Origin of the sequence: Paucidesulfovibrio gracilis DSM 16080 (genome assembly GCF_900167125.1) — a bacterium.
GTDB lineage: Bacteria > Desulfobacterota > Desulfovibrionia > Desulfovibrionales > Desulfovibrionaceae > Paucidesulfovibrio > Paucidesulfovibrio gracilis.
Window position 1 is genome coordinate 122,027 of record NZ_FUYC01000005.1, and the last position, 19,839, is coordinate 141,865.

General features: G+C 61.2%; 20 protein-coding genes. 3 read left to right on the forward strand and 17 right to left on the reverse strand.

Going from position 1 to position 19,839, the window contains the following annotated elements; all coding sequences use genetic code 11:
* Positions 1 to 136 precede the first annotated feature (136 nt).
* The 7 genes from B5D49_RS07770 to B5D49_RS07800 form a co-directional block, all read right to left on the reverse strand.
* Positions 137 to 1,084, reverse strand: a complete 948-nt coding sequence (locus B5D49_RS07770; protein WP_234990658.1) for a bile acid:sodium symporter family protein — start codon at positions 1,082 to 1,084, stop codon at positions 137 to 139.
* A 227-nt stretch (positions 1,085 to 1,311) separates the two neighbouring features.
* A complete protein-coding gene (locus tag B5D49_RS07775; protein ID WP_078717118.1) occupies positions 1,312 to 1,602 on the reverse strand; it encodes a hypothetical protein in 291 nt (96 codons plus the stop codon).
* A gap of 284 nt (positions 1,603 to 1,886) precedes the next feature.
* Positions 1,887 to 2,714 (reverse strand): DUF4198 domain-containing protein, encoded by an 828-nt coding sequence (locus tag B5D49_RS07780; RefSeq protein WP_078717119.1) that lies wholly within the window; start codon positions 2,712 to 2,714, stop codon positions 1,887 to 1,889.
* A gap of 141 nt (positions 2,715 to 2,855) precedes the next feature.
* The gene (locus tag B5D49_RS07785) at positions 2,856 to 3,173 is read right to left on the reverse strand and encodes a hypothetical protein (protein ID WP_078717120.1); all 318 of its coding nucleotides are present in this window, start codon (positions 3,171 to 3,173) and stop codon (positions 2,856 to 2,858) included.
* Entirely contained in the window at positions 3,170 to 5,689 is a 2,520-nt protein-coding gene (feoB, locus tag B5D49_RS07790) for a ferrous iron transport protein B (protein WP_078717121.1), read from the reverse strand. The genes B5D49_RS07785 and feoB overlap by 4 nt, the downstream gene beginning before the upstream one ends.
* Positions 5,686 to 5,910, reverse strand: coding sequence for a FeoA family protein (locus B5D49_RS07795; protein ID WP_078717122.1), 225 nt, complete (start codon positions 5,908 to 5,910; stop codon positions 5,686 to 5,688). The genes feoB and B5D49_RS07795 overlap by 4 nt, the downstream gene beginning before the upstream one ends.
* A 200-nt stretch (positions 5,911 to 6,110) precedes the next feature.
* Entirely contained in the window at positions 6,111 to 6,326 is a 216-nt protein-coding gene (locus B5D49_RS07800; RefSeq protein WP_234990659.1) for a FeoA family protein, read from the reverse strand.
* A gap of 198 nt (positions 6,327 to 6,524) precedes the next feature.
* Here B5D49_RS07800 and B5D49_RS07805 point away from each other — a divergent pair, with 198 nt between their 5' ends.
* Positions 6,525 to 7,079 carry a Fur family transcriptional regulator gene (locus B5D49_RS07805; protein WP_078717124.1) on the forward strand — a complete coding sequence of 185 codons (555 nt, stop codon included), beginning with the start codon at positions 6,525 to 6,527 and terminating at the stop codon, positions 7,077 to 7,079.
* Positions 7,080 to 7,230: 151 nt separating this feature from the next.
* On the opposite strand, the gene B5D49_RS07810 is transcribed toward B5D49_RS07805, so the two are convergent.
* The 10 genes from B5D49_RS07810 to B5D49_RS07855 all read right to left on the reverse strand — a co-directional run bounded on the left by B5D49_RS07810 (position 7,231) and on the right by B5D49_RS07855 (position 17,519).
* Positions 7,231 to 7,674, reverse strand: a complete 444-nt coding sequence (locus B5D49_RS07810; RefSeq protein ID WP_234990660.1) for a Fur family transcriptional regulator — start codon at positions 7,672 to 7,674, stop codon at positions 7,231 to 7,233.
* A 110-nt stretch (positions 7,675 to 7,784) separates the two neighbouring features.
* Positions 7,785 to 9,353, reverse strand: a complete 1,569-nt coding sequence (locus B5D49_RS07815) for a methyl-accepting chemotaxis protein (protein WP_078717125.1) — start codon at positions 9,351 to 9,353, stop codon at positions 7,785 to 7,787.
* Positions 9,353 to 9,739 (reverse strand): DUF1987 domain-containing protein, encoded by a 387-nt coding sequence (locus B5D49_RS07820; protein ID WP_078717126.1) that lies wholly within the window; start codon positions 9,737 to 9,739, stop codon positions 9,353 to 9,355. Before B5D49_RS07820 ends, B5D49_RS07815 begins: the two co-directional genes overlap by 1 nt.
* A 46-nt stretch (positions 9,740 to 9,785) precedes the next feature.
* Positions 9,786 to 10,334, reverse strand: coding sequence for a SiaB family protein kinase (locus tag B5D49_RS07825; RefSeq protein ID WP_078717127.1), 549 nt, complete (start codon positions 10,332 to 10,334; stop codon positions 9,786 to 9,788).
* Positions 10,331 to 11,536, reverse strand: a complete 1,206-nt coding sequence (locus B5D49_RS07830; protein ID WP_078717160.1) for a PP2C family protein-serine/threonine phosphatase — start codon at positions 11,534 to 11,536, stop codon at positions 10,331 to 10,333. Before B5D49_RS07830 ends, B5D49_RS07825 begins: the two co-directional genes overlap by 4 nt.
* A 159-nt stretch (positions 11,537 to 11,695) precedes the next feature.
* Entirely contained in the window at positions 11,696 to 12,964 is a 1,269-nt protein-coding gene (locus B5D49_RS07835) for a sensor domain-containing diguanylate cyclase (protein WP_078717128.1), read from the reverse strand.
* A gap of 394 nt (positions 12,965 to 13,358) precedes the next feature.
* Complete coding sequence (locus tag B5D49_RS07840) at positions 13,359 to 14,321, reverse strand: lysylphosphatidylglycerol synthase transmembrane domain-containing protein (RefSeq protein WP_078717129.1); 963 nt, start codon at positions 14,319 to 14,321, stop codon at positions 13,359 to 13,361.
* A 3-nt stretch (positions 14,322 to 14,324) separates the two neighbouring features.
* Complete coding sequence (locus B5D49_RS07845) at positions 14,325 to 15,155, reverse strand: sulfotransferase family protein (protein ID WP_078717130.1); 831 nt, start codon at positions 15,153 to 15,155, stop codon at positions 14,325 to 14,327.
* Positions 15,156 to 15,209: 54 nt separating this feature from the next.
* A complete protein-coding gene (locus B5D49_RS07850; RefSeq protein ID WP_078717131.1) occupies positions 15,210 to 16,613 on the reverse strand; it encodes a hypothetical protein in 1,404 nt (467 codons plus the stop codon).
* Positions 16,614 to 16,616: 3 nt separating this feature from the next.
* Positions 16,617 to 17,519, reverse strand: a complete 903-nt coding sequence (locus B5D49_RS07855) for a glycosyltransferase family 2 protein (RefSeq protein ID WP_159447168.1) — start codon at positions 17,517 to 17,519, stop codon at positions 16,617 to 16,619.
* A gap of 241 nt (positions 17,520 to 17,760) precedes the next feature.
* Here B5D49_RS07855 and B5D49_RS07860 point away from each other — a divergent pair, with 241 nt between their 5' ends.
* Both B5D49_RS07860 and B5D49_RS07865 read left to right on the forward strand, forming a co-directional pair.
* On the forward strand, positions 17,761 to 18,480 hold the full coding sequence (locus B5D49_RS07860) for a class I SAM-dependent methyltransferase (protein ID WP_078717133.1): 720 nt from the start codon (positions 17,761 to 17,763) through the stop codon (positions 18,478 to 18,480).
* Positions 18,481 to 18,487: 7 nt separating this feature from the next.
* Positions 18,488 to 19,654: a glycosyltransferase family 4 protein gene (locus tag B5D49_RS07865; RefSeq protein ID WP_159447169.1), complete on the forward strand. Its 1,167-nt coding sequence runs from the start codon at positions 18,488 to 18,490 to the stop codon at positions 19,652 to 19,654.
* Positions 19,655 to 19,839 lie beyond the last annotated feature (185 nt).

The window sequence follows — 19,839 nt, forward strand, 5'->3', positions numbered from 1 at the left end:
CGGCCACGATCGGAAATCAAACATTCTTCCACGGGCTTCAGGAACAGCAAGGTCCGGGACCAAGGCTCTCCCCACGCATTGCCACGAGAGCGCGTGGGTACGAGAGCCACAAGGATGCCTCCCGTTCCGGGCAAGCCTATCTGAACGCGCCCGTCACCTTTCCCGAGCGGATACGCTGCTTCCAGACGCGGGCCATGCTCACGCCGAGCAGGTTCTGCACCAGGCTGAACAACGCCCCGGGCAACGCGGCCCGTGCCGAAAAAAAGCTGTTGGCCAAGGCCACGCCCAATCCGGAATTCTGCATGCCCACCTCGATGGAAAGGGTCACGGCATCGCGCCGGTCCGAGGAAAGCACTTTACCCGCGGCATAGCCCACGCCGAACCCCGCGGCGCTGTGCAGAAAAACCGCGCCCAGCACCAGCAGTGGAAGTCCCAGGATCGTATGTTGATTCAGCCCCACCACACAGGCAATGACCGCGGAAATGGTCAGAATGGAGATGGACGGAAACACACGCACCAATCCTTCCACACGGCGGCGGAGCAACCGGCGCAAAATCAGACCGTCCACCAGGGGAAAGACCACGATCCAAAAAACAGACGCGGCCATGGCCCAGAAATCAATGGCGATCTGCTTATCGTAGAGCGCGTAGACAATGGCGGGAGTCAGCAGAGGCGCCAGGGCCGTGGACACCATGGTCATGGTAACGGACAGCGCCACATTGCCACCGGCCAGATAACAGATCACGTTGGAGGCGGTGCCGCCCGGACACGCGCCCACCAAGACCAGACCCAGGGCGGCTTCAATGTCCAGACCAAACAGCGTACTGGCCATAAGCGCCAGCAACGGCATGACCACATATTGCAATGTGGCCCCCGCAATCAACAACGGCCAGCGCGGCAACACCGCGGCAAAGTCGGAAACGTTCAGGGTCAGCCCCATGCCGAACATGATCAGCCCCAGAGCCGGAGCGATGTGCGGCTTAAGCCAGATGAACAATGGCGGATGCAGCAGCGCGGCAGCACTGAAGGCCAGGGCGATGGGCATAAAAGCGCGTTCGATGCGCCCGGAAAGGGAGTTCAACACGGTGATATCCTTGGTTGCATGGACAACAGCCCCCGAATCGGGGGGCAGTACCACACCGGGGGCAAGCGGGCAACCGCCCACACACCGTCCATACCGATTCTCGGAACACCGTTTCAAGTCACGGTAAACCGCAATGAAAGAGTAAAATTACAGTGTGTTAGATAATCAGTCTTGTACGGCCGCCTGGCCCGCAACCGACCAAAAAAAATTCAGTCAACATTCACAGGCTACCGGGACAACGCGGTTCCCGCGGCATGGGCCGAAGTCCGTACAGCCAGATGCAATGCATCCGGTACGGATTCCGACGCCGCCCCATCCATCGTGGTATCCTGGACACTTACAGCGAGTTCCGCATCGGCATCCGTAAGGCCGCCTCGCAGGATCAGCGAACCGACCAACACCACGCACAGAGCCAGGGCCACCCAAAACAAGGCCTTGGTTCCGGACGAGGCTCTGTCCTCAATACGCTCAGGATCATAGGCCCGCACCTGGGGCCGGTATTGTTCCGGATTGGTCACGCCCTCTCCCTCCCGTCACGCGCCAACGAAGCAATCAAAAAACACTGTTTTTCTTCGTAGGCATGGATGACCATTTTCGTCAACAATGTCCCGCAGAAAGTACTGAAAAACCGCCCGCACATGGGTACGCGGGCGGCGGGGTGGGATCCTTGTTGCCGTGGCCGTTGCGGGGGGAGGCCGGAAGGGAGCGGCAACAAGGACACAATGAACTTCAAGTGCGCGGCGGACCTCGGAGGCAGCCCGCCGCGCGGCTCAGGCGTGAACACGCCATCGGGGGGAAGAGCTTACTTCATATCCACGGCTTTGATCCAAAGCACCGCGTCCTGAGAGAGTTCCTTGCCCTTGTACTCGGTGTCGGGACCGACGCCCAGAGCGGCAAAGCCCCACCAACCGGCCTTGGGCACGCCAAAGGTGATGTACCCTTCGGAATCGGAGAAGATGGTCTGGGTCACAAACGCGTCGTGGGGGTAGTCCACGGAGGAAGCCTCGTGCATGGCGTTGGCCTTGAAGTCGGGCATGTGGCTCATGAATTCCACTTCCACCTCGGCACCGGCCACGGGCTTGCCGTCGGAAAGCACGCGGGCCTTGAACACGTTACCGGTCCACACGCCGTAGGGCTTGATCAGGGGCACGATTTCGCAGGGCAGACCCGCAGGCTCGGCCCAGTTGCCCGGGATGCCGCCCACGTTGGCCACCAGCTTGGTGATCTGCTGCATGTAGATGCCTTCTTCTTCCTCAAAGTAGTAGCCCGGCTTGAACACGAAGGTGTAGTCACCCATGGAGCGGACGAGCTTTTTGGGGATCAAGGCGGAGAAACCGGTTCCGCTGGACGCGGGGTTGGTCCATTTGATTTCCTGGAGGTAGGATTTCAGCTCAATCTTTTTCGCGGGGTTGTCGCCGCGCTGATAGATGGCGTAAAAGTCCTCGGCACCGCCCATATCCATGGTGTGTCCGGCTTCAGCGGGGTGCGTAAACACGATGCGGAAATCCAGGTCGCCGCCTTTTTCAAGGGCGATCTCCGGGGTATTCAGCATCATGAAGTGGGCGGAAGCGGGCAGGGCCATGGTCAGCACGGCCAGGGCGCACAACGCCGCGATCAGTCCTTTTTTCATCTGGTTCTCCTTTTTTGTCCTGATTTTGACACTCAATTTCATCAACTATTCGTAAAAAACGCCGCGTCACTGGGCCGGTCCCGATGGCGCGGCGCTGGTTGAATTGCTTGCCGGGGCGCAGGCGTCCCGGGGTAAGACCGTCTACTCCACGATGTCCGAGCCGTTCACTTCCACGGTATGCCCCTCACCGGCGTCAAACACGACCTTGTACTCGCCTTCGGGCTTATCGAACATGAATTCGCTGTATTCGTTCATTTTTCCCTCAGTAACCACATTGCCGGAGCCGTCCTGGACACGCATGGTCACGCCGGAGGCGGACGAGCCGTCGGAGAAACCGCCTTCGCAGCTTACCGTGCCGTCACCATTGTCAAAGCAGTCGCAGAGCGGGGTGTGAGCAAAGGCCTGACCGCCAAAGGCCATGGTTGCCAGCAAAAACAGTGCGATGATTCCTTTCTTCATGATTGCGCTCCTTCAGGGCATTCCCCTTTGGGCAGGGGGGTTGTGTTTGTCGAATCCGCCGCCGACTCCCGTTCCGGAATCAAGGCCATGATGATCGTGACCGCCACGCACAGGCCATAGAAGGCCCACATGGTCTGGAATCCGGTGAGTCCGAGCAGCCGCCCGCCGGTAAAGACCAGCGAAGCCACGCCCAGCCCCAGAAGAGTTTGATAGGCGATGGAAAAAAGCATCCATTTGGTAGAGTTGGCCTGCATGCGCACCATGATGGAAGCGGGTACGCAGGGAGGATACAGCGCCATGAACAGCATCAGGGCCAGGGCGTGCAGCGGGGTGAAGCCGCCTTCGGCCCGCTTCATGCTGTCCTGCACCGAGGCTTCGGTGCCGTCGATGCCGTAGATGGCCCCCAGGGTGGCGGCGCTGTTTTCCTTGGCCGCAAAGGCCGAAAGCAGAGCGATGTTGATACGCCAGTTGAATCCGGCATACTGGGTCACCGGCTCCAGGGCGCGGCCCGCCATGCCGAGGAAACTGTCCTCAAACAATTCGGACCGCATGTCGTAGCGCAGCTTCTTGCGCTTGCGCACCAGCTTTTTCAGGGAACGGTTCAATTTCTTTCCGTCCTTGCCCTGGCGCTTGACCACGGCATAAAAGACGGGATTGGCCTCGGCAAAGGACTGGTTGATGGCATCGGCCTTTTCCGAATCCGTGACCCCGCGCTTGGCGTCCCGAAGGCCTTCCTGAAAAAGGATCAAAGGCGTGATCTGTTCGGCCGTGATTTTTCCGGCAAAGCTGGTTTTGTCCACATCGCGCATAAAGGCTTCCACAGCGGCTGCCTGCTCGCCCTGGTAGTGGTCCATGCGATCCTGCGGCAGACCCGGGAAGTTGATGAGCACGAACACGACCACGGCCACGGCCACCACCACGGTGACGATCTTTTTCAAAAACAGCCAAATGCGCTCAATGGCCCGGCGCAACACGCCGCCCACCGTGGGCACGTGATACGGCGGCATTTCCATGATGAAAGGGGCGCTGGGCCGTTTGCGCAGCACGGTCATGGACAGAATCTTGGCCACGGGCAGGGCCATGAACAGGGTCACCGTGGCGATGAAAAACATGGCCAAACCGCCCTGGTCCGCGAAATACGCCCCAATGAGCAACAGGTACAAAGGCACCTTGGCCAGGCAGTTCATCATGGGGACGATCAAAATCGTGGCCAGCCGGGCGCGCTCGTCCGGGATGGCCTTGGTGGCCATGACGCCGGGAATGGCGCATCCGCCCACATACACTCCGCCCAGAATCAACGGCAGGGTGGACTGCCCGTGCAGACCGAACCGGCGAAACAGCCGGTCCAGAATAAAGGCCATGCGCGGCATGTACCCGCTGTCCTCCAGGATGGCGATCAACCCGAACAGCAGGAAGAAAATCGGCAGATAGTTGAGAATGGCGGTGACGCTTTTCACGGTCCACACGCCCAGGGACCGCAACAGGGGATCCTCCAGGAAGCCTGAAGCGGGAAGAATGCCGGCGGTGAACGCCTCCACGCTGCCCCAGATGGGCCAGGCTTTGAGCGCCAACCAGTTGCCGAAGACAATGGCCACTTCGTACAATACCAGCAAAATGGCCAGCAGGATCAACGGACCCCAAAAACGGTGACAGACGAACCGGTCCGCCCGGTCCGAAAGGGAACAACGCTTGGCCTCGGGATTTTTCACAAACTGGCGATGCAGCTCTGCGGAAAGCCGCTGACGAGCAAATGCGATGTGCCGCTCCGGAGCGATCTTGTTTTCCGCCTCAAAAGATTTTCGCAGCGAGGCAACTTCGCCCTTGATGAACGCGGCATCAGGATGGGATTTTTCCAGCAGTCGGGCCGCTTCTTCGTCGCCCTCCATGAGCTTCACGCAGAGCCAACGGACAGGATAGGTGGCCAGCGCTCCGGAATCCTCGGCCAGGAGCTGGCGCAACTGCTCCAGTTCCTTTTCCATGGGACCGTAGTGCACCTGAAATCCGGGCCGGTTCCCTTCGGCGGCGGCCTCGGCCACGGCGCGCTTCAGTTCTTTGCCGCCCTGGGATTTTTTGCCCACGGTAGGCACTACGCGAACGCCCAGCCGCTCGGACAGTCCTTCGGCGTCAACGCTCATCTCGCGCCGGGCGGCCACATCCATCATGTTCAGGTTCAGCACCATGGGGATTTCCATCTCCAGGAGCTGCAACGCCAGGTAGAGGTTGCGCCGCAGGTTGGAAGCATCCGCCACGTCCACGACCACGCTGGGCCGGTCATGCAGCAGAAAATCCCGCGCAACGCGCTCTTCCAGGGAATACGAGGTCAGGCTGTACGTACCGGGCAGGTCCACCAGCTCCACTTCGGTTTTGTCCACCGAATAGCGGCCGGTTTTCTTTTCCACGGTTACACCGGGGTAGTTGGCCACATGCTGGCGCGCCCCGGTAAGCATGTTGAAAATGGTGGATTTTCCGCAGTTTGGCTGTCCGGAAAGCGCCACCAATACGCGTTTTCCACTCATTGCAGCTCCACCTCCACCTTACGGGCCTCATCGTGGCGCAGGGTCACGTGGTAGCCGTCCAACTCCAGTTCGACAGGGTCCACCAAGGGAGCGTTCCGCACTACACGTATTTCAGCCCCGGGGTAGAACCCCAAATCCAAAAGGCGCTGGCCCAACGCTCCCTCCGCGCTCAGATCGCGCATCAGGCATCGCATGCCCGGCCCCACTTCATTCAATTTCATCCTCAAACTCCCTTCCTCAAAATGTTGGTCCGCACCGTCCGAACGTCGAACGATTGGTATCGGACAAGACCGTTCACCCCTTGGCCCGGGACAAAAATAACGGCTCCCCGGCCTATTGAACCGAAGCAGGCCGCCCAGCCCGTTGCCCCGCACCAACGCGGCGCACGACAACCCCATGAGGCAAACGCCCTTGCAACGGATCAGACCACGAGAATTTTTTCAGCCACGCCCCGCTCGATCATCAAGCTGCCCTCGCCCAGGGAAACAATCATGGGCCCGTTGCCGTTATTCAATACTTCCACTTGTGTGCCAGGGAGAATCCCCAGGGATTCCAGACGACTTCGTACCCGGCAGCCACCATCTACAGCCACAACCAGAGCCAAATCGCCAGGCTGCATCGTTTTTAACGTCTTCAACGAGGGTTCCTCCTCCAAAAGCTCTCATTTGCACCGCGTTGCAATTGAGAATGAATTTCGGTATCAGGGATAACCCCCGGCACGGAAGCGGTCAATAAAAAGAACCAAATGAAAATGATTTTCAATTTTAAGAAAAAAACACCCGGCGGGGCAGAACGGCAATGACAACGATTTGCAACACCAACCACACGGCAACCAATGAGCACACAAACTGAAATCTTCAAAGAGTACCTTTCCGGCAACAATCTCAAGCTCACGCACCAGCGCAAGCTGATACTGGACGTCTTCATCACGCTTGACCGGCCGGTTTCGCCGGAAGAATTGTTTCAGGAAGTTCACAGCATGGACGCCGGGATCAGCCTTTCCACGGTCTACCGCACGCTCAAGCACCTGATGCAGTCCGGTGTGGCGCGCTGCATGCTGCACAGCGACGGCGTGACGCGGTATGAAGGCCTGACCGGTCATTACTGCCGCCTGGTCTGTGAACACTGCGGCAAGCGCGTGCCGCTGGACAACCCCTACCTCCACTGCCTCCAGCACGAGGTGGCCCGGCAAGAGGGATTTCATCTGTATGAATGCGTTATGGAGTTGCGGGGCATTTGCAAGGCCTGCATGAAGCAGCGCGACCACGGCTCCGTCGAGGCGTCACCCTCCACGGAGACCCGCCCCAGGGAACGGATGGGCGCTTGCGGACACGCGCCCAAAGGCTATGTGCGCTGCGGCCAGTGCCGGCACGACGAACTCGGGGAATAGGCAACCCCGGCATGGAGCGTTGCAGCGTGGCAAACGCGGAAGAAGAATCAAAAACCAGGCCCGTGACATGCGCTGCCATGCATTGGGCCTGGTTTCCTTGACTTGAGGACACGCTCCGCCGCCTGCAGCGGGGCGCTCCACTCTGCAACAATCAATGCTCGGACGTGTCGCGGCACTCCGGGCAGATGCCGTACAACAACATGGTGTGCCGGGTCAGTTCGAATCCGTTTTCCCGGGCAATGCGCTGTTGCCGTTCCTCAATGGTCGGATCCATGATTTCGATCTTGTTGCCGCAATGCAGGCATACCAAATGGTCGTGATGCTCATGGCCGTACCCGTGCTCATACAGCGTGGCCCCGTCCCCGGTGTCCAAAGTAACGGCCAGACCGGATTCCGTGAGCAGTTTCAAGGTCCGGTACACTGTGGCCTGACCAATGGCCGGGTCCACGCGGCCCACGGCCTCATAGAGCTGTTCGGGCGAAAAATGCCCTTCCTCGCGCAGAAACACCTCCACAATGGTGGCGCGCTGCGGCGTCATGTTCATGCCGCTGTCCTGCAAATAGTGCAAAAAAACTTCCCTTGCCGATCGTTCCACCTCAATCCCTCCTGCGTATGCGTATCCGCTCCCGACCCGATATGGACGAAGAAAGCGGACGGACTATCATGATTTACTAGTAAAGATTTCGGGACAAATTAGTATTGCGCTCATGCCGGAGCGGGCTGCCAGGACGGCTTCCCGCTGGTCATGGACGAGCACTCCGAGGATTCGCGGGGTTCTGCATTCGATTTTCTGGAGCGTCCCACGGGCTGCATCTCGGACGAGCCTGACGAAACCGCTTGCTTCGACGACGTCCGGACCCGACGGGCGGACCGTTCGGCCGTGTCCGCTTCGCGTGGCGGCTTCTCCCCGCTCCGCTCCGAGCCGTCGCGCCGCAGTCCCTCCACAATGCCCTGCAACTCCTCCACCCCGTTGGTCACGCTCTCCAATGCCCGGCAGGATTGGGCCGTGGCCTGCACCGTGCCGTCGGACACCGCGCAGGTGGATTCGATCATCCGGCGGATCCGCCCGGCGTCCTCGGCCTGCACTTCCACGGCCGAGGCAATATCCCGCACCTGCACTTCCGCATCCCTGGTCACGGTCTCGATCTGCTTCAGCGCGTCGCCGGAGTCGCGCACCAGTTCCCGCACCACGCCCATGGCGCCGCCTGCATCGCGGATGCCCTGAATATTGTCCTTGGCAGCCACGCGCACCGAATCCACGATACGCCCCACCTCGCCGGTGGCGTTCATGGTTTTTTCCGCCAGTTTGCGTACCTCGTCCGCAACCACGGCAAACCCCCGGCCCGCGTCACCGGCCCGGGCCGCTTCAATGGCCGCGTTCAAGGCCAACAGGTTGGTCTGGTCCGCAATATCGGAAATCACGGAAATAACCTGTTCAATGCTCGTGGTTTCCCTGGCCAGACGGGCCATGTTTTCGGTCAGAGCGTCATAGCTGCGTTCCAACCGGGCCACGGCCTCATGGCTGCGCGAGGCCAATTCACTGCCGTGCTCCACGCGCTCCAACACGTCCTGGGAAAATTCCTCGGCCCGGGAAGCATTGACCGCGACTCCCGTGGCCGCCTCGCTGACGCGTTCCACCAGTTCCGCAGCCTCGGAAAGCTCCCGCCGCTGTTCCCGCACGGCGTGTCCGGCTTCCCGTTCCACGTCCAGAACGGTTCCGGCGGTACGGCGCAAATCCTCCACCACACGCTCCAGCCGGGAGGCGGCAGCCTCCAATCCCTCGGCATGAGCGGTCTCGGCACGTCGGGCCTCGCGTTCGGCACGGCGCAAGGCACGCGCCGCCTTGTGCGCCTCCTTGAAGGCCTGTTTGCGCATGGCTTCGGCGTCGTTGCCGTCCTGCTGAACGGAATGAAAGACATCACGCAGGGATTGCCCGATCTCCCCCAACTCATGGGGATGGCCTTCTTCGGGGAGCCGATCGAACCGCCCCTGGGCCGCACTGCGGCACGCCTCCCGAATATCCCGCAAGGGCAGGCAGATGATCCGGCGCAACAACACGCCCACAACGGCCGTGACCACGAGCACGCCTGACAGGGCCGCGACAAACGCAAGCCACCAGCCCCCGGCCAGACTCCCCCGGCCGGCCGCGTATCCAAGCAGCCCGGCCGCAATCGGGGGCAATACTCCAGCACCGCAGGCCAGGAGCCACGCACGCAGCCCCACCCGGGTCCACCAGAAGCGCCCGGAGCGCTCTTCTACGTCCGCCGAGGGCATCAGTCCCCCACTTCCACGAGGTTGAACCGCACGTGGCGCACGTCTTCCAGAAACTCTTCGCCGCACTCCTGGGCGGTTTCGTTGTCCTCATGGTAGCGCCAGTTCACTTCAATATCCCGGCCCTGACCGGCATGATCGTCCAGCAGATCGAACAAATCCATAAACGTCTTTGAGGTGGAGCTGTTGAAATACACGATCTCCATATCCAGGCGCACCCGGGGAACGCCGGGATCGTGCAGAAAGCCGTTCAGCCATTCGAACATGGGACCGTAAAACCGTGAGCAGTTTTCCGGATAGGATTCCCCCTGCATCCGCAAAACCCCGGTCATGGGGTCGAAGTCGATATGTGGGGACGATTTGGTCCCCTGCACAGTGTATCGGGTCATGGTTGCCTCTCTTTTGCTGTCTGTTGCCGCATGCGGGCCGCGACCGTTAGGCCACCACCTTCATGGAAAAAAAGGATGTTTCGTTGTCCACAGGCACCACGGAACAATCCAATGGCCGTTCGGCCTTGCGCGCCATTTCAATAAATCCCAGGCCCGCGCCCTTGGATTCCGGGTCCGGTCCCTGGCGGCGCATTTGCTTGTAGAGCGCCTTCAACTCCTCGCGGTCCATGGAGCGCATCCGCCCCACCCGCTCCAACAGGCGCTGCCCTTCATCGCGGGGGATCTTATTGCCGCAGGCCACAAAATACCGGCCGTCGGGTTCACGACCCACCAACACCTGGCCCTGGGCCATTTCCTCCTCGCCACCAGTGCCGGGCACCCGCTCCGAGGAATACCGAACGATATTTTGCAGCTGTTCCACCAAAATAGCGAAAACCTTTCGTACCAACCGTTCTTCGGTAAGCTCGGTGCGCATCTGCTCACGCATCAACTCGGCCAATCCTTCAACCACGCCCTGGGAAACCGGACCGCTGAAGGAAAGAATCAAACCGTCCTGCCGTACCATTTCGTAATGACGCAACACATCGTGTGTCATTGCCCTTTCTCCTCAATCTCAAATCCCAATACGGTGATGTCGTCCCGGCGCGGTTCTTCGCCCCGGTACTGCTCCAACGCCTCGGCAAGACGTCTGTCCTGTCCGGCCAGGGGCAGCTTGGCATGTTCCAGAAAAAATTCCTTGAGACGACGCTTGCCGAACGGGAACCGCTTGGTCCCGCCCACCTGATCCACGGCACCGTCCGTGGCCATGTAGAACCGCTGTCCCTTGGCAAAACGCAACGGCTGGGAGCTGAAGGCGAAATCACGCGGGGAGCGCACATACCCTATGCCGCAGCGGTCGCCCCGCAGTTCGCGCACGTCCTGGTCCTCCAGCACATAGAGCGGATTTCTGGCGCCGGCATAGACCAGCTCCCCGGCCTGGGGATTCACATGGCAAAGCCCGCAGTCCAGCCCGTCGTCGGACATGCCACCCCCCTCGTTCTGGCCCAGGGCATCCTTGATGAGGCGGTTGAGTTCCGAAAGCACGGACCCTGGATCGGTTTCCCGTCCCTGGCGGCGGCAGGTGTCGGCAGCTTGTTCAAAGAGTGCGTGCACGATCAGGGTCATGAACGCGCCGGGAACGCCGTGGCCCGTGCAGTCGATCACGGCCACGAAAAATCCGTCCCCGGTACGGCGCATCCAATAGGAGTCCCCGCCCACGCGGTCGCGTTGGTCCCAAAGAAGAAAATGATCGGAAAACAGCGTGCCGAGATCGGCGGCGTCCGGCAGAAAAGACCGCTGGATCAGCGCCGCATAATCAATGCTCTCCCCGATCTGATGCTGGGCCTCGGAGAGCCGCTGCATGGCGGACGAAAGCCGCTCTTCGCGAGCGGCAAGGGCATAGCCCATCCAATGCAGATTGCGCTTGAGCCGCAGGAAATCATGCTCCTCACCACGTTCCGGCGGCAATTCCTCCAATGTGAAATCCCCCTGCTTGAGCCGGTAGCACTGGTCGTTCAGCTCGCGGATGCTGCGCGAAGCCATCAAATGGCTCAACAGCCACGACAACGGCGCAAAAAGAATCACCGCGCCCACCAGCAACGCCACAATAACGTTGGCCTGTGTCTTCGGACCCAGTGCCTGCCCCGTAAGCAACAGCGACAAGGGCAGTAAAACCAGCGTAACGAGCAACAACACGTTCATTTTGCGGCGAACGCTCCAGGCGGCCACGCGCCCCGCTGCCGCGGAAATCCATTCCATAGGGGACACCTTCACTAGAATTTGATTTTCATTTTCATCAGCTTCACCCGATCCACCCAAGACCGATACCATCATCCCCTCTCCGCGCCGGGGTAAAACGCGACGCCCGGGTCATCCCCACCCCGCGGCGCCCCTCTAACGCCGAACCGCTCCAGCGGGCTATGGAAGTTCGCGGCGGTAAAACTCCATCCGGTTGCGCCCGTTTTTTTTGGCCGCATACAAGGCAATGTCCGCCAGCTTGAGCAACTCGTCCAAGGTGTGCGCCCCGCCGATGGTGGTGGTCACCCCCACACTCACGGTCATGCCAAAAAGCTTGCCCCCGCAACGCACCTCGCAGGCGCGCACCTGCTCCAGAAGCCGGTCCGCGGCGTTGCGCGCGTTGCGGCTGTCGGTTTCCGGCAACATGAGAACAAACTCCTCGCCCCCGTGCCGGGCCACCACGTCCACTTCGCGCACTGTCCTGGTAAGCACCTGTGCCAGGACGCAAAGAGCCGCGTCGCCCGCGTCGTGACCATAGGTGTCGTTGACCCGCTTAAAATGATCCACGTCCAACATGAGCAGGGACAGTGGCGAGCCGCTTCGCGCCGAACGGCGCAACTCCTGCCGGGCCAGTTCCATAAAATATCCCCGGTTCCAAAGACCGGTCAGCGCGTCCGTCCGGGCCAGGCGGCACATTTCCTCCAGGGCGCGTTTGCGTTCGGACACGTCCGCGATCACCCCCACGCAGCCGTGAGCGTGCACATCCCGCCCCGAGGCGCCGCCAGGACAAAAGCATGGGGATTCCCGGCTTTCCCCGGATTCGACCGCTCCCTCGTCCACATGGCAAAGCAGGGCCGCGCTGACCTCGCACCAGACCCGGCATCCCCGGACATCGCAAAGCTCGGCTTCCAAGCGGCGAATCCGCCCCCGGCCCTCCATTTCGCGAACATAACGCGAACAGGCCTCTTCATGACAAAACAAGTCCTCCACCCGGCGCACCCGACCGATCATCTCCTCGGGGGAGGCAAAACCGAACATGGCGGCCATGGCAGGATTGACCTCCAGAAGCTCGCCACGGGTGCCGGTACGAAAAATGCCCTCGGCCACATGCTCAAAGGTGCTGCGATACTTTTCCTCGCCCACGGCCAGCCGATGGTTCAACGCCCCAAGGGAACGCTGCATGCGGTCTCCCATGGTCACCAGCCGCCGGGCCTGACGGTGCAATTTGCGGTATTCATCCACGAGCCATTGAAAGTCCTCGGTTCCGATTCGGTCGGAATGCTGTAGAACGGTCTCGGCCCGACGCAACACGCTCTGCTCCCGATCAAAGACAAATCCGTTTTCCCGGCACGAATCCTTTCCCCGGCACGCAGCCGACTCCGGCATGTCGGGCGTGTCTCCGCCAGCGCTCGAAACATCGCCGGAATTCATCTGTTCCATCATTTTCATGGCACTCTCCTTCCCTGTGCGCGGAAAATTGATATTGAAATTCGTTTTCAACGTCAAGCCACACACGGCCAGAAAAACAACACGGCTTCCCTGTTGTTCCCCATCTATTCACCCTTTTTTATTGAACTAAAAAATGCTGCCCCCAAAGGCATATTCCCTGCGAAAAAAACATCCACCCGGTTGTTTTTTCTCGCCACCCCTTGAGGCGATCCGATCCGCCGATCCTTCAGATATGCGGCGCTACTCGGCGCAAGCAATATTCCTGGCTGAAGCGTGCGTTCGGCCCTGGAACGTCGATTCCTTTGCAATCGACAGCCCCGGCCCACCGCACGAAACGCCGGGCGCGCTTGTGCACAAGGAGCGGACCGAACCCGCCTTTTCCGTATCCGAAGGGTCAGCCGTTGCTGCGGGTAAGCCTTTGCAGCAGCGGAACAAGCCAGAACAGCAGAGCCAGCACTGATGTGGCCAGATATTGCAGCATCCGCAGTGCCAGGAGCAAGGCCACGATCTGCGTGGACGCCAATGCCGCGGCCTGGGCCGTGAAATAAAACAAGCCCTCGAACAGCCCCACCCCACCCGGGGTCAGGCCCAAGGCTCCAGCCAGTTGCGACGTGCATGCAAGAATGGAAGCGGGAACAAACGGCAAATCAAGCCCCAGACAGAGCGCCAGCACAGCGGCCCGAACGCCCAACAGCCCGATGCGCAACACGGCCCAGATATACAGCCCGGTCACGCGTCCCGGAGCTGTCGCGGCCTCCCAAAACCGAACGCTTCCTTGGTCCTGTTCCCGCCGCAGCAGGCGCGCGGCCAGCCGGACCAGCCCGGGGACCATGCGCCGGAACGCCAGCAGCAGCACACCGGCGCCGACCAAGACGCCCAGGGTCAGCAGCCCGATGGACACCTGGCTCCATCCCGCCAGCAACGCCAGGAGTCCCGGGAAAAGACAGACAATGACCAGGGTGTCGAACATCTTGTCCAGCAACGCCGTGCCGAACCCAAGCTTAAGGGAGGCTCCGTGGTGGCGCATGGCCCAGGTCTTGACCAAAAGCGGGGCCGCGGCCTTGGGCAAAACCTGGCAAAGCAGGTTTTCCAGGGTCTGGTAGCGCATGACCACACCCCATGCCGGAGCCGCGCCCTCCCGGACGGACCAGAGCAGCCGCCACTTGCTTACGGCGCAGTGCATGGCGGCCAGGGAGAGCAGCGCAAAGATCAGGAATGTGCTCGCGGAAATGCCGGACACCGTGGCCACGAAGTCTGCCCAACGGAACCCGGAGAGATGGATCAGCAGCCAAAACACGCCCACGGCAAAGGCGAATCCGCACAGGGAACGCACGAGATGCCCGCCCAGACGCGTCATGACTCAGTACCCCCAGACCTTGGCAACGGACCGCCCCAACAGACGCTCCAATTCCGGAATATCCCGGGCGAAGCGTTCCCGCAGGGCCGCTTTTTCCTCTTCCGGCACCACGGCGTGGGTCTTGTGTTCCTGGAACATGAGCCGGTTGAAGAGCCGGTTGCGTTTGACCGCGCCCACCCAGTTGGGTTTCCCCCACTGCCGCAGAGCCTTGGCCGTGCGCCAGGCCAGCCGCGCCAGACCTGGCACCCGCGCCCGCCGGGCGGGCCGGACCCGCTGATGCAGGCATTGCGGAACAAAAGAGGAGTCCACGCCGAGAAAGTCGTACAGTTCGCGGCAGAACGCCTCGGGATCCGCAAAAACCTCCTCGAACAGAAATACCCGGATATTTTCCCGGGGGAACAGCTCGTAAAACGGCTTCAGATTGCGCAGGTAGTCACTGTCGCGCTCCACCGTGGTGGACTTCAGATATTCGGCAAGGCTCGTGTGGGGATCGATTTCCGTGCTCAGGGCGTAATTATACCGGGAAACGATGCGGGCCACAGGTTCGCGCAGGCAGGCCGTGAGCTTCACGTCCGGCAGGGCTTCGCGGATGCGTTCGGCATAGGCGCGGTCCAGGAAGTAATCATGGGCCACCTCGCCCCGAACCCGGTTCCCGGCCGCCTCGAAATGCCGGGCATACCAGTCCAGCCCCAGATCGTACTGATGGTCGAAATAGGACACGTCCTTGGCAATGGGTACGAAGATGCCGGGATGCTCGCGCAGCACTTCATAAATCCAGGAAGAACCGGACTTGGCCGCGCCGATGTGAAGAAAATGGGGAAGATTTCTGGTCATATGATGTGATTTTCGGTTGAGGTGCGGGCCGATTCGTGTCCCGGAGCCGTGGTTCTAGCCGGAACGCCGCCGACGCCAGGCATGCAGGCCGCACAAGGCACCGGACCAGACCAATGGGGTTATCTGCCAACTGTACCGGGGCAGACCATGCGTCACAAGCGCGTTGAAGCTCACCAGCGGAATCACGGCCAGAAGCGCGCAGACCATGTCGAACCGCCGCTGCCGCAAAGCCGCGACCATGCCGTACGCGTACATGCCGTACACCAGGACCATGAACACGCTGAACGTGGGATCCTGGATATTGCGAAAGCCGATAGGGATGCTCACCAACAGGTGGCGGACCGGGTGTTCCAGAATGCGCTGGATGGCCAGGGAACGCAGGTGTCCGTCCAGGGCCGCGGGATCGTCCCGAAAGGTTTCGCTGAGTTCGCCGTATTCTTGCAGGGCGCTGATGCGCGCACCTTCAGGATATTCACGGTCCAGAAATTGATAGGTCTGTTCATCGGCAAAGGCCTTGAGCAGCTGCTTGGGCAGGCCGTAGCTCCAATATAAAAATGAAGCCCCGTAGGTGGCCGGATCCATGCGGTTGTAGTGAGCACGCAGCAACAACACCTTGCCGCCCCGGTCCGAAAGGCTGTGCCGATGCAGCAATTGGGAGTTGCGGTAATGCCAGGGACCAACCACCAGCCCCACCCCCAGCAGCAGCAATACGAACCCCGCCAAAATCCGGCCGCGGTCGCGCCGCGTAAACAGGGCGGCTACGGGCAGGGACAAGGCCACAAAAGGCAACACGTATTCCCACTGGGCAAAGGTCAGGGTCACCCCGCCAAAAAGCAGCCCGGCAAGGCAAAAATACGGGAACGAACGGTCGCGCATGGCTTTGTACAGGCTCGCCGCAAACATGGTGACCAGGAAAATGCCGAACATTTCCGAGTAGAACCGCTCGACATACCGCTGCAACACCGGATTGAAGGCCAGCAGCCACAAACACCAATGGGCGTATGCCGGGCTTTTGGTAATGTCATAGACCATCCACGCGCCAGCCAGGGCCGTGGCCAAAAGCAAAAGCACCTGCAAATATTTCAGCCAAATATACGCCGGATCAAGGGCATGGGCCTTGTTGTCATGGAACCAGGACGCATCCGCATCCCACAGCGGGGGCAGCACGCGCATGCCCAGGGAAAGAAAAAACGCATACGCGGGCGGGCGAAACGCGTCCGGCTCGGGGACCATGGAGGGCGAAGGCGCGGACTGCGAAGAATAGACGTTGTGCTGCAAGAGGTTATACGCGCCGTTGAGGTATTGCGGCGCGTCCCCGGCGGGATGTGCGGTCGGCTCCATCTTACCCAGGGAAAACCCGAAAAACACCGGAACGAACAGCAACAGCAGGACCAGCAGGTGCCGGCGGCGATCCCATCCGGTCAGGGCGTTGCGTATTCGGCTCCAGAAAGACGCCATGGACTATTTCCGCCGACAGCCCATCTTGACGATCAAATCCGCCAGCAGACCAAAGAAAAGGGTCTGCACGCCAAACAATCCCACGCCGAGCGTAAAGTTTACGTGCTCGATGGGCTTGGCCGCGTCGCCGAACACCCAGTCCAGCAGGTCGAACCCGCCCACCAGGGTCGCGAGCAGAATAAGCGCCACGGCAATGGGACCGAACAGACGAATGGGATTGATGCCCACGATGACCTGGGCGATCTGCAAAAGCACCTTGAAGGGATACTTCCAGGAGATGAAGGAGGAACCCGTGGTGCGCTCGTTGAAATGCACATCCACATGAGCAAAGCGCATTCCCCGCAGATAGGCGTCCATGAGGATCTGCTGCGTGTAGTTGTAGTCGCCGGGCATGTAGAAATCCTGAAAATACCGGCGGGACATGGCGATGATTCCGGGCTGGCTGTCCTTGAGATCCCAACCCGTGAGGTAGCGCATCAGCCCCGTGAAGGCCTTGTTCCCGGTACGGCGCACAAAGGGCATGCGGTAGCTGATCTTGTTGAAGCGGTGGCCGTAGACCACGTCCGCCTCGTCCCCGGCGATGGGGACCACCATTTTGAGCACGTCGTCCGGGCTGTGCTGCAGATCCGCGTCAAACTTCACGGCCACGTCGAATCCGTCGTCCCCGGCGGCCAGCAGGCCGGTGCGCACGGCCGCGCCCAATCCCAGGTTCACCTGGTGGGTCAGCACACGGTCGGCCCCGGCTTCCCGGGCTATCTCAGGGGTACGGTCCGCGGAACCGTCGTTGATGACGTAAATGGAAACGGAATGCTCCTCGGAGGCATCGGCAACAGCCCGCAATCCGTCGATGACCTCCCGCAAGCGGGCTTCCTCGTTGTAGGCCGGAACAAGAACAACAACCTTCACGCTTACGATCCCTCTTGTGCTGTGGTGTAACAATGCGGCGACGTGCTGCGGCGCGAGTCCAAGAGTGCGGACCACGCCGACACCGGACCATCAGGGCCGGTATTCCGCTGCCGCAACAAAGCACAGATCCGCACCGTTGTCCATGACGCAACACGACCCGCCGCAACGCGGCAACGGAAAATCCGCAAATTGAGAAATTTCCCTTTTTGATTTAGCACCAGGAAAACAACAGGGAGGGTCCATGCCCCGACAAGTGAATACGGACTGCGCCTATGATGCGCCGCAGGACAAGCTGGCGCTCATGCCCAACTACTACCGCTGGATAGCGCGCCATTTCCTGCCCTATCTGCGGGGCGACGTACTCGAAGTGGGCGCGGGCGGCGGACATTTCATCGACACCTACCGCCATCAGGTCCAACACGTGGCCGCCGTGGACTACAATCCGACCCTGTTGGAACGGCTGCGCGGCCGGTACGCGAACTTGAACCTGGACGCGATTCATTGCGATCTGCGCGGGGACTGCTCGGTTCTGCCGGACAGCACCTTTGACGCCTTCATCGCCCTGGATGTCCTGGAACATATGGAAGACGACGCGGAAAGCGTGGCCAAACTGGGCCGCAAGCTCCGATCCGGCGGCGTGGCCTGCATCAAGGTGCCTGCGGACAGCTCCATGTATTCGCCCATGGACGAAGCCTCGGGGCATTTCCGGCGCTATGATCCCGCAACCCTGGAACGCCTGTTCTCCGGCTGCGGGTTCACCACCCTGCAACTGCGGGCCATGAACAAACCCGGGGCCATGGCCTATCGCCGCCGCCGTCAAAAACGCTCCAATTTTTCCACCACATTCAACAACCGCACCCTCAAGGCCATCAACGCCGCGCTGTGGGTCATGCCCTATGTGGACGCGCTGCTGCCCGGGAGCAAGGGACTCAGTCTCGTGGGCGTATTCCAAAAAGGATAGCCCCGGCATGACCATCCAGCGCCTTGTTTTCGCCAAAAAATTCATCCTCCCGTCCCGGGCGGCCAATGCCCTGCAATCCCTGACCATGGCCTATGCGTTCGCGGCCAATGGAGTGCGCACCACCCTGCTGCCGGGATTCCGCGCCAGGGATCGCCGCGCCTTTCAAACCGAGCTGGAGCGCGGCTATGCCCTGCGCCCCACACCGGACCTGGACCTCACGGCCCTGGGCGGCGGACACAAAGGGATCTACGGCCTGCACTTCCGCGTTGGCCTGGCCCGTCGGTGCCTGACAGCCGACGCCCACACCGTGCTCTATTCCCGCGACATCAAGGAAGCCCTGTTTCTGGCCCGGCTGAAACGCCGTCTGCGGCTGCGTATCCCGTTCTTCTTCGAGATGCATGAAATCCTCTCCGAGCAGCATCGGCTGCTGGATACGGGCAGGGCGGACCGCTACGAGACCATGGAACGCGAACTGCTACGCGAGCTGGACGGAATCGTGGTCATCAGCCCGGTGCTGCGCGACGACCTCCAGCGGGTCTACGCTCCGGACCTGCCGGTCTTTGTCTCTCCCATGGGCTACAACGACGCCATTTTCTCGCCCATGCCGGATGTGGACCTCTCCGGTGAAGTGCGCTGCGCCTATGCCGGAAGCCTCTACCCGGGCAAGGGCATCCACAACCTGGTGCAGGCCATGGCCCACCTGCCCGACCGCTTCCGGCTCCTGGTGCTGGGCGGCAATCCCGGCCATGAGCTGGAACGCCTGCGGGAAATGGCCCGCAACGTGCCCAACGGCGCCGAGCGGGTGCGCTTTGCCGGGCATCGCAGCCCCCTGGAGCTGGCCGCGGATCTGCGCAACTGCCATATCTTCGTGGTGCCGCAAAGCTCGGGCGCGGAATTTTTCTCCCCCATCAAGCTCTACGAGGCCATGGGCCTTGCCATTCCCACGGTGGCCACGCCTGTTCCGGCCATCACGGGCGTACTCCGGCACGGCGAAACCGCGCTCCTGGCCCGAGACGAAAGCCCGGAGGCGCTGGCCCGCACCATCCGCGAGCTGGCCACGAACCCCGCTCTGGCCCATGCACTGCAAAAGCGCTGCCGCACCAGCCATCAGGCCCGGTCCTGGACCCAGCGGGCCGGGGATTGCCTGGCGTTTATGAACGAATCCATTGGCTGAACACCGAACAAGGACACCGCGCCGGGCTTCCTGAAAAAAAGACCGACGGGTGGCGGCCCGCCGGTCATGGGGCAATGCTTCCGTCCGGTGCATCGCCAGGGGGAGGAGGGTCGGCGGCGACCTTATGGCCGCCGCCTGGAGGTGACGGGAATCCGGCACGCAGGCCGTGCGCACAGGCACATTCA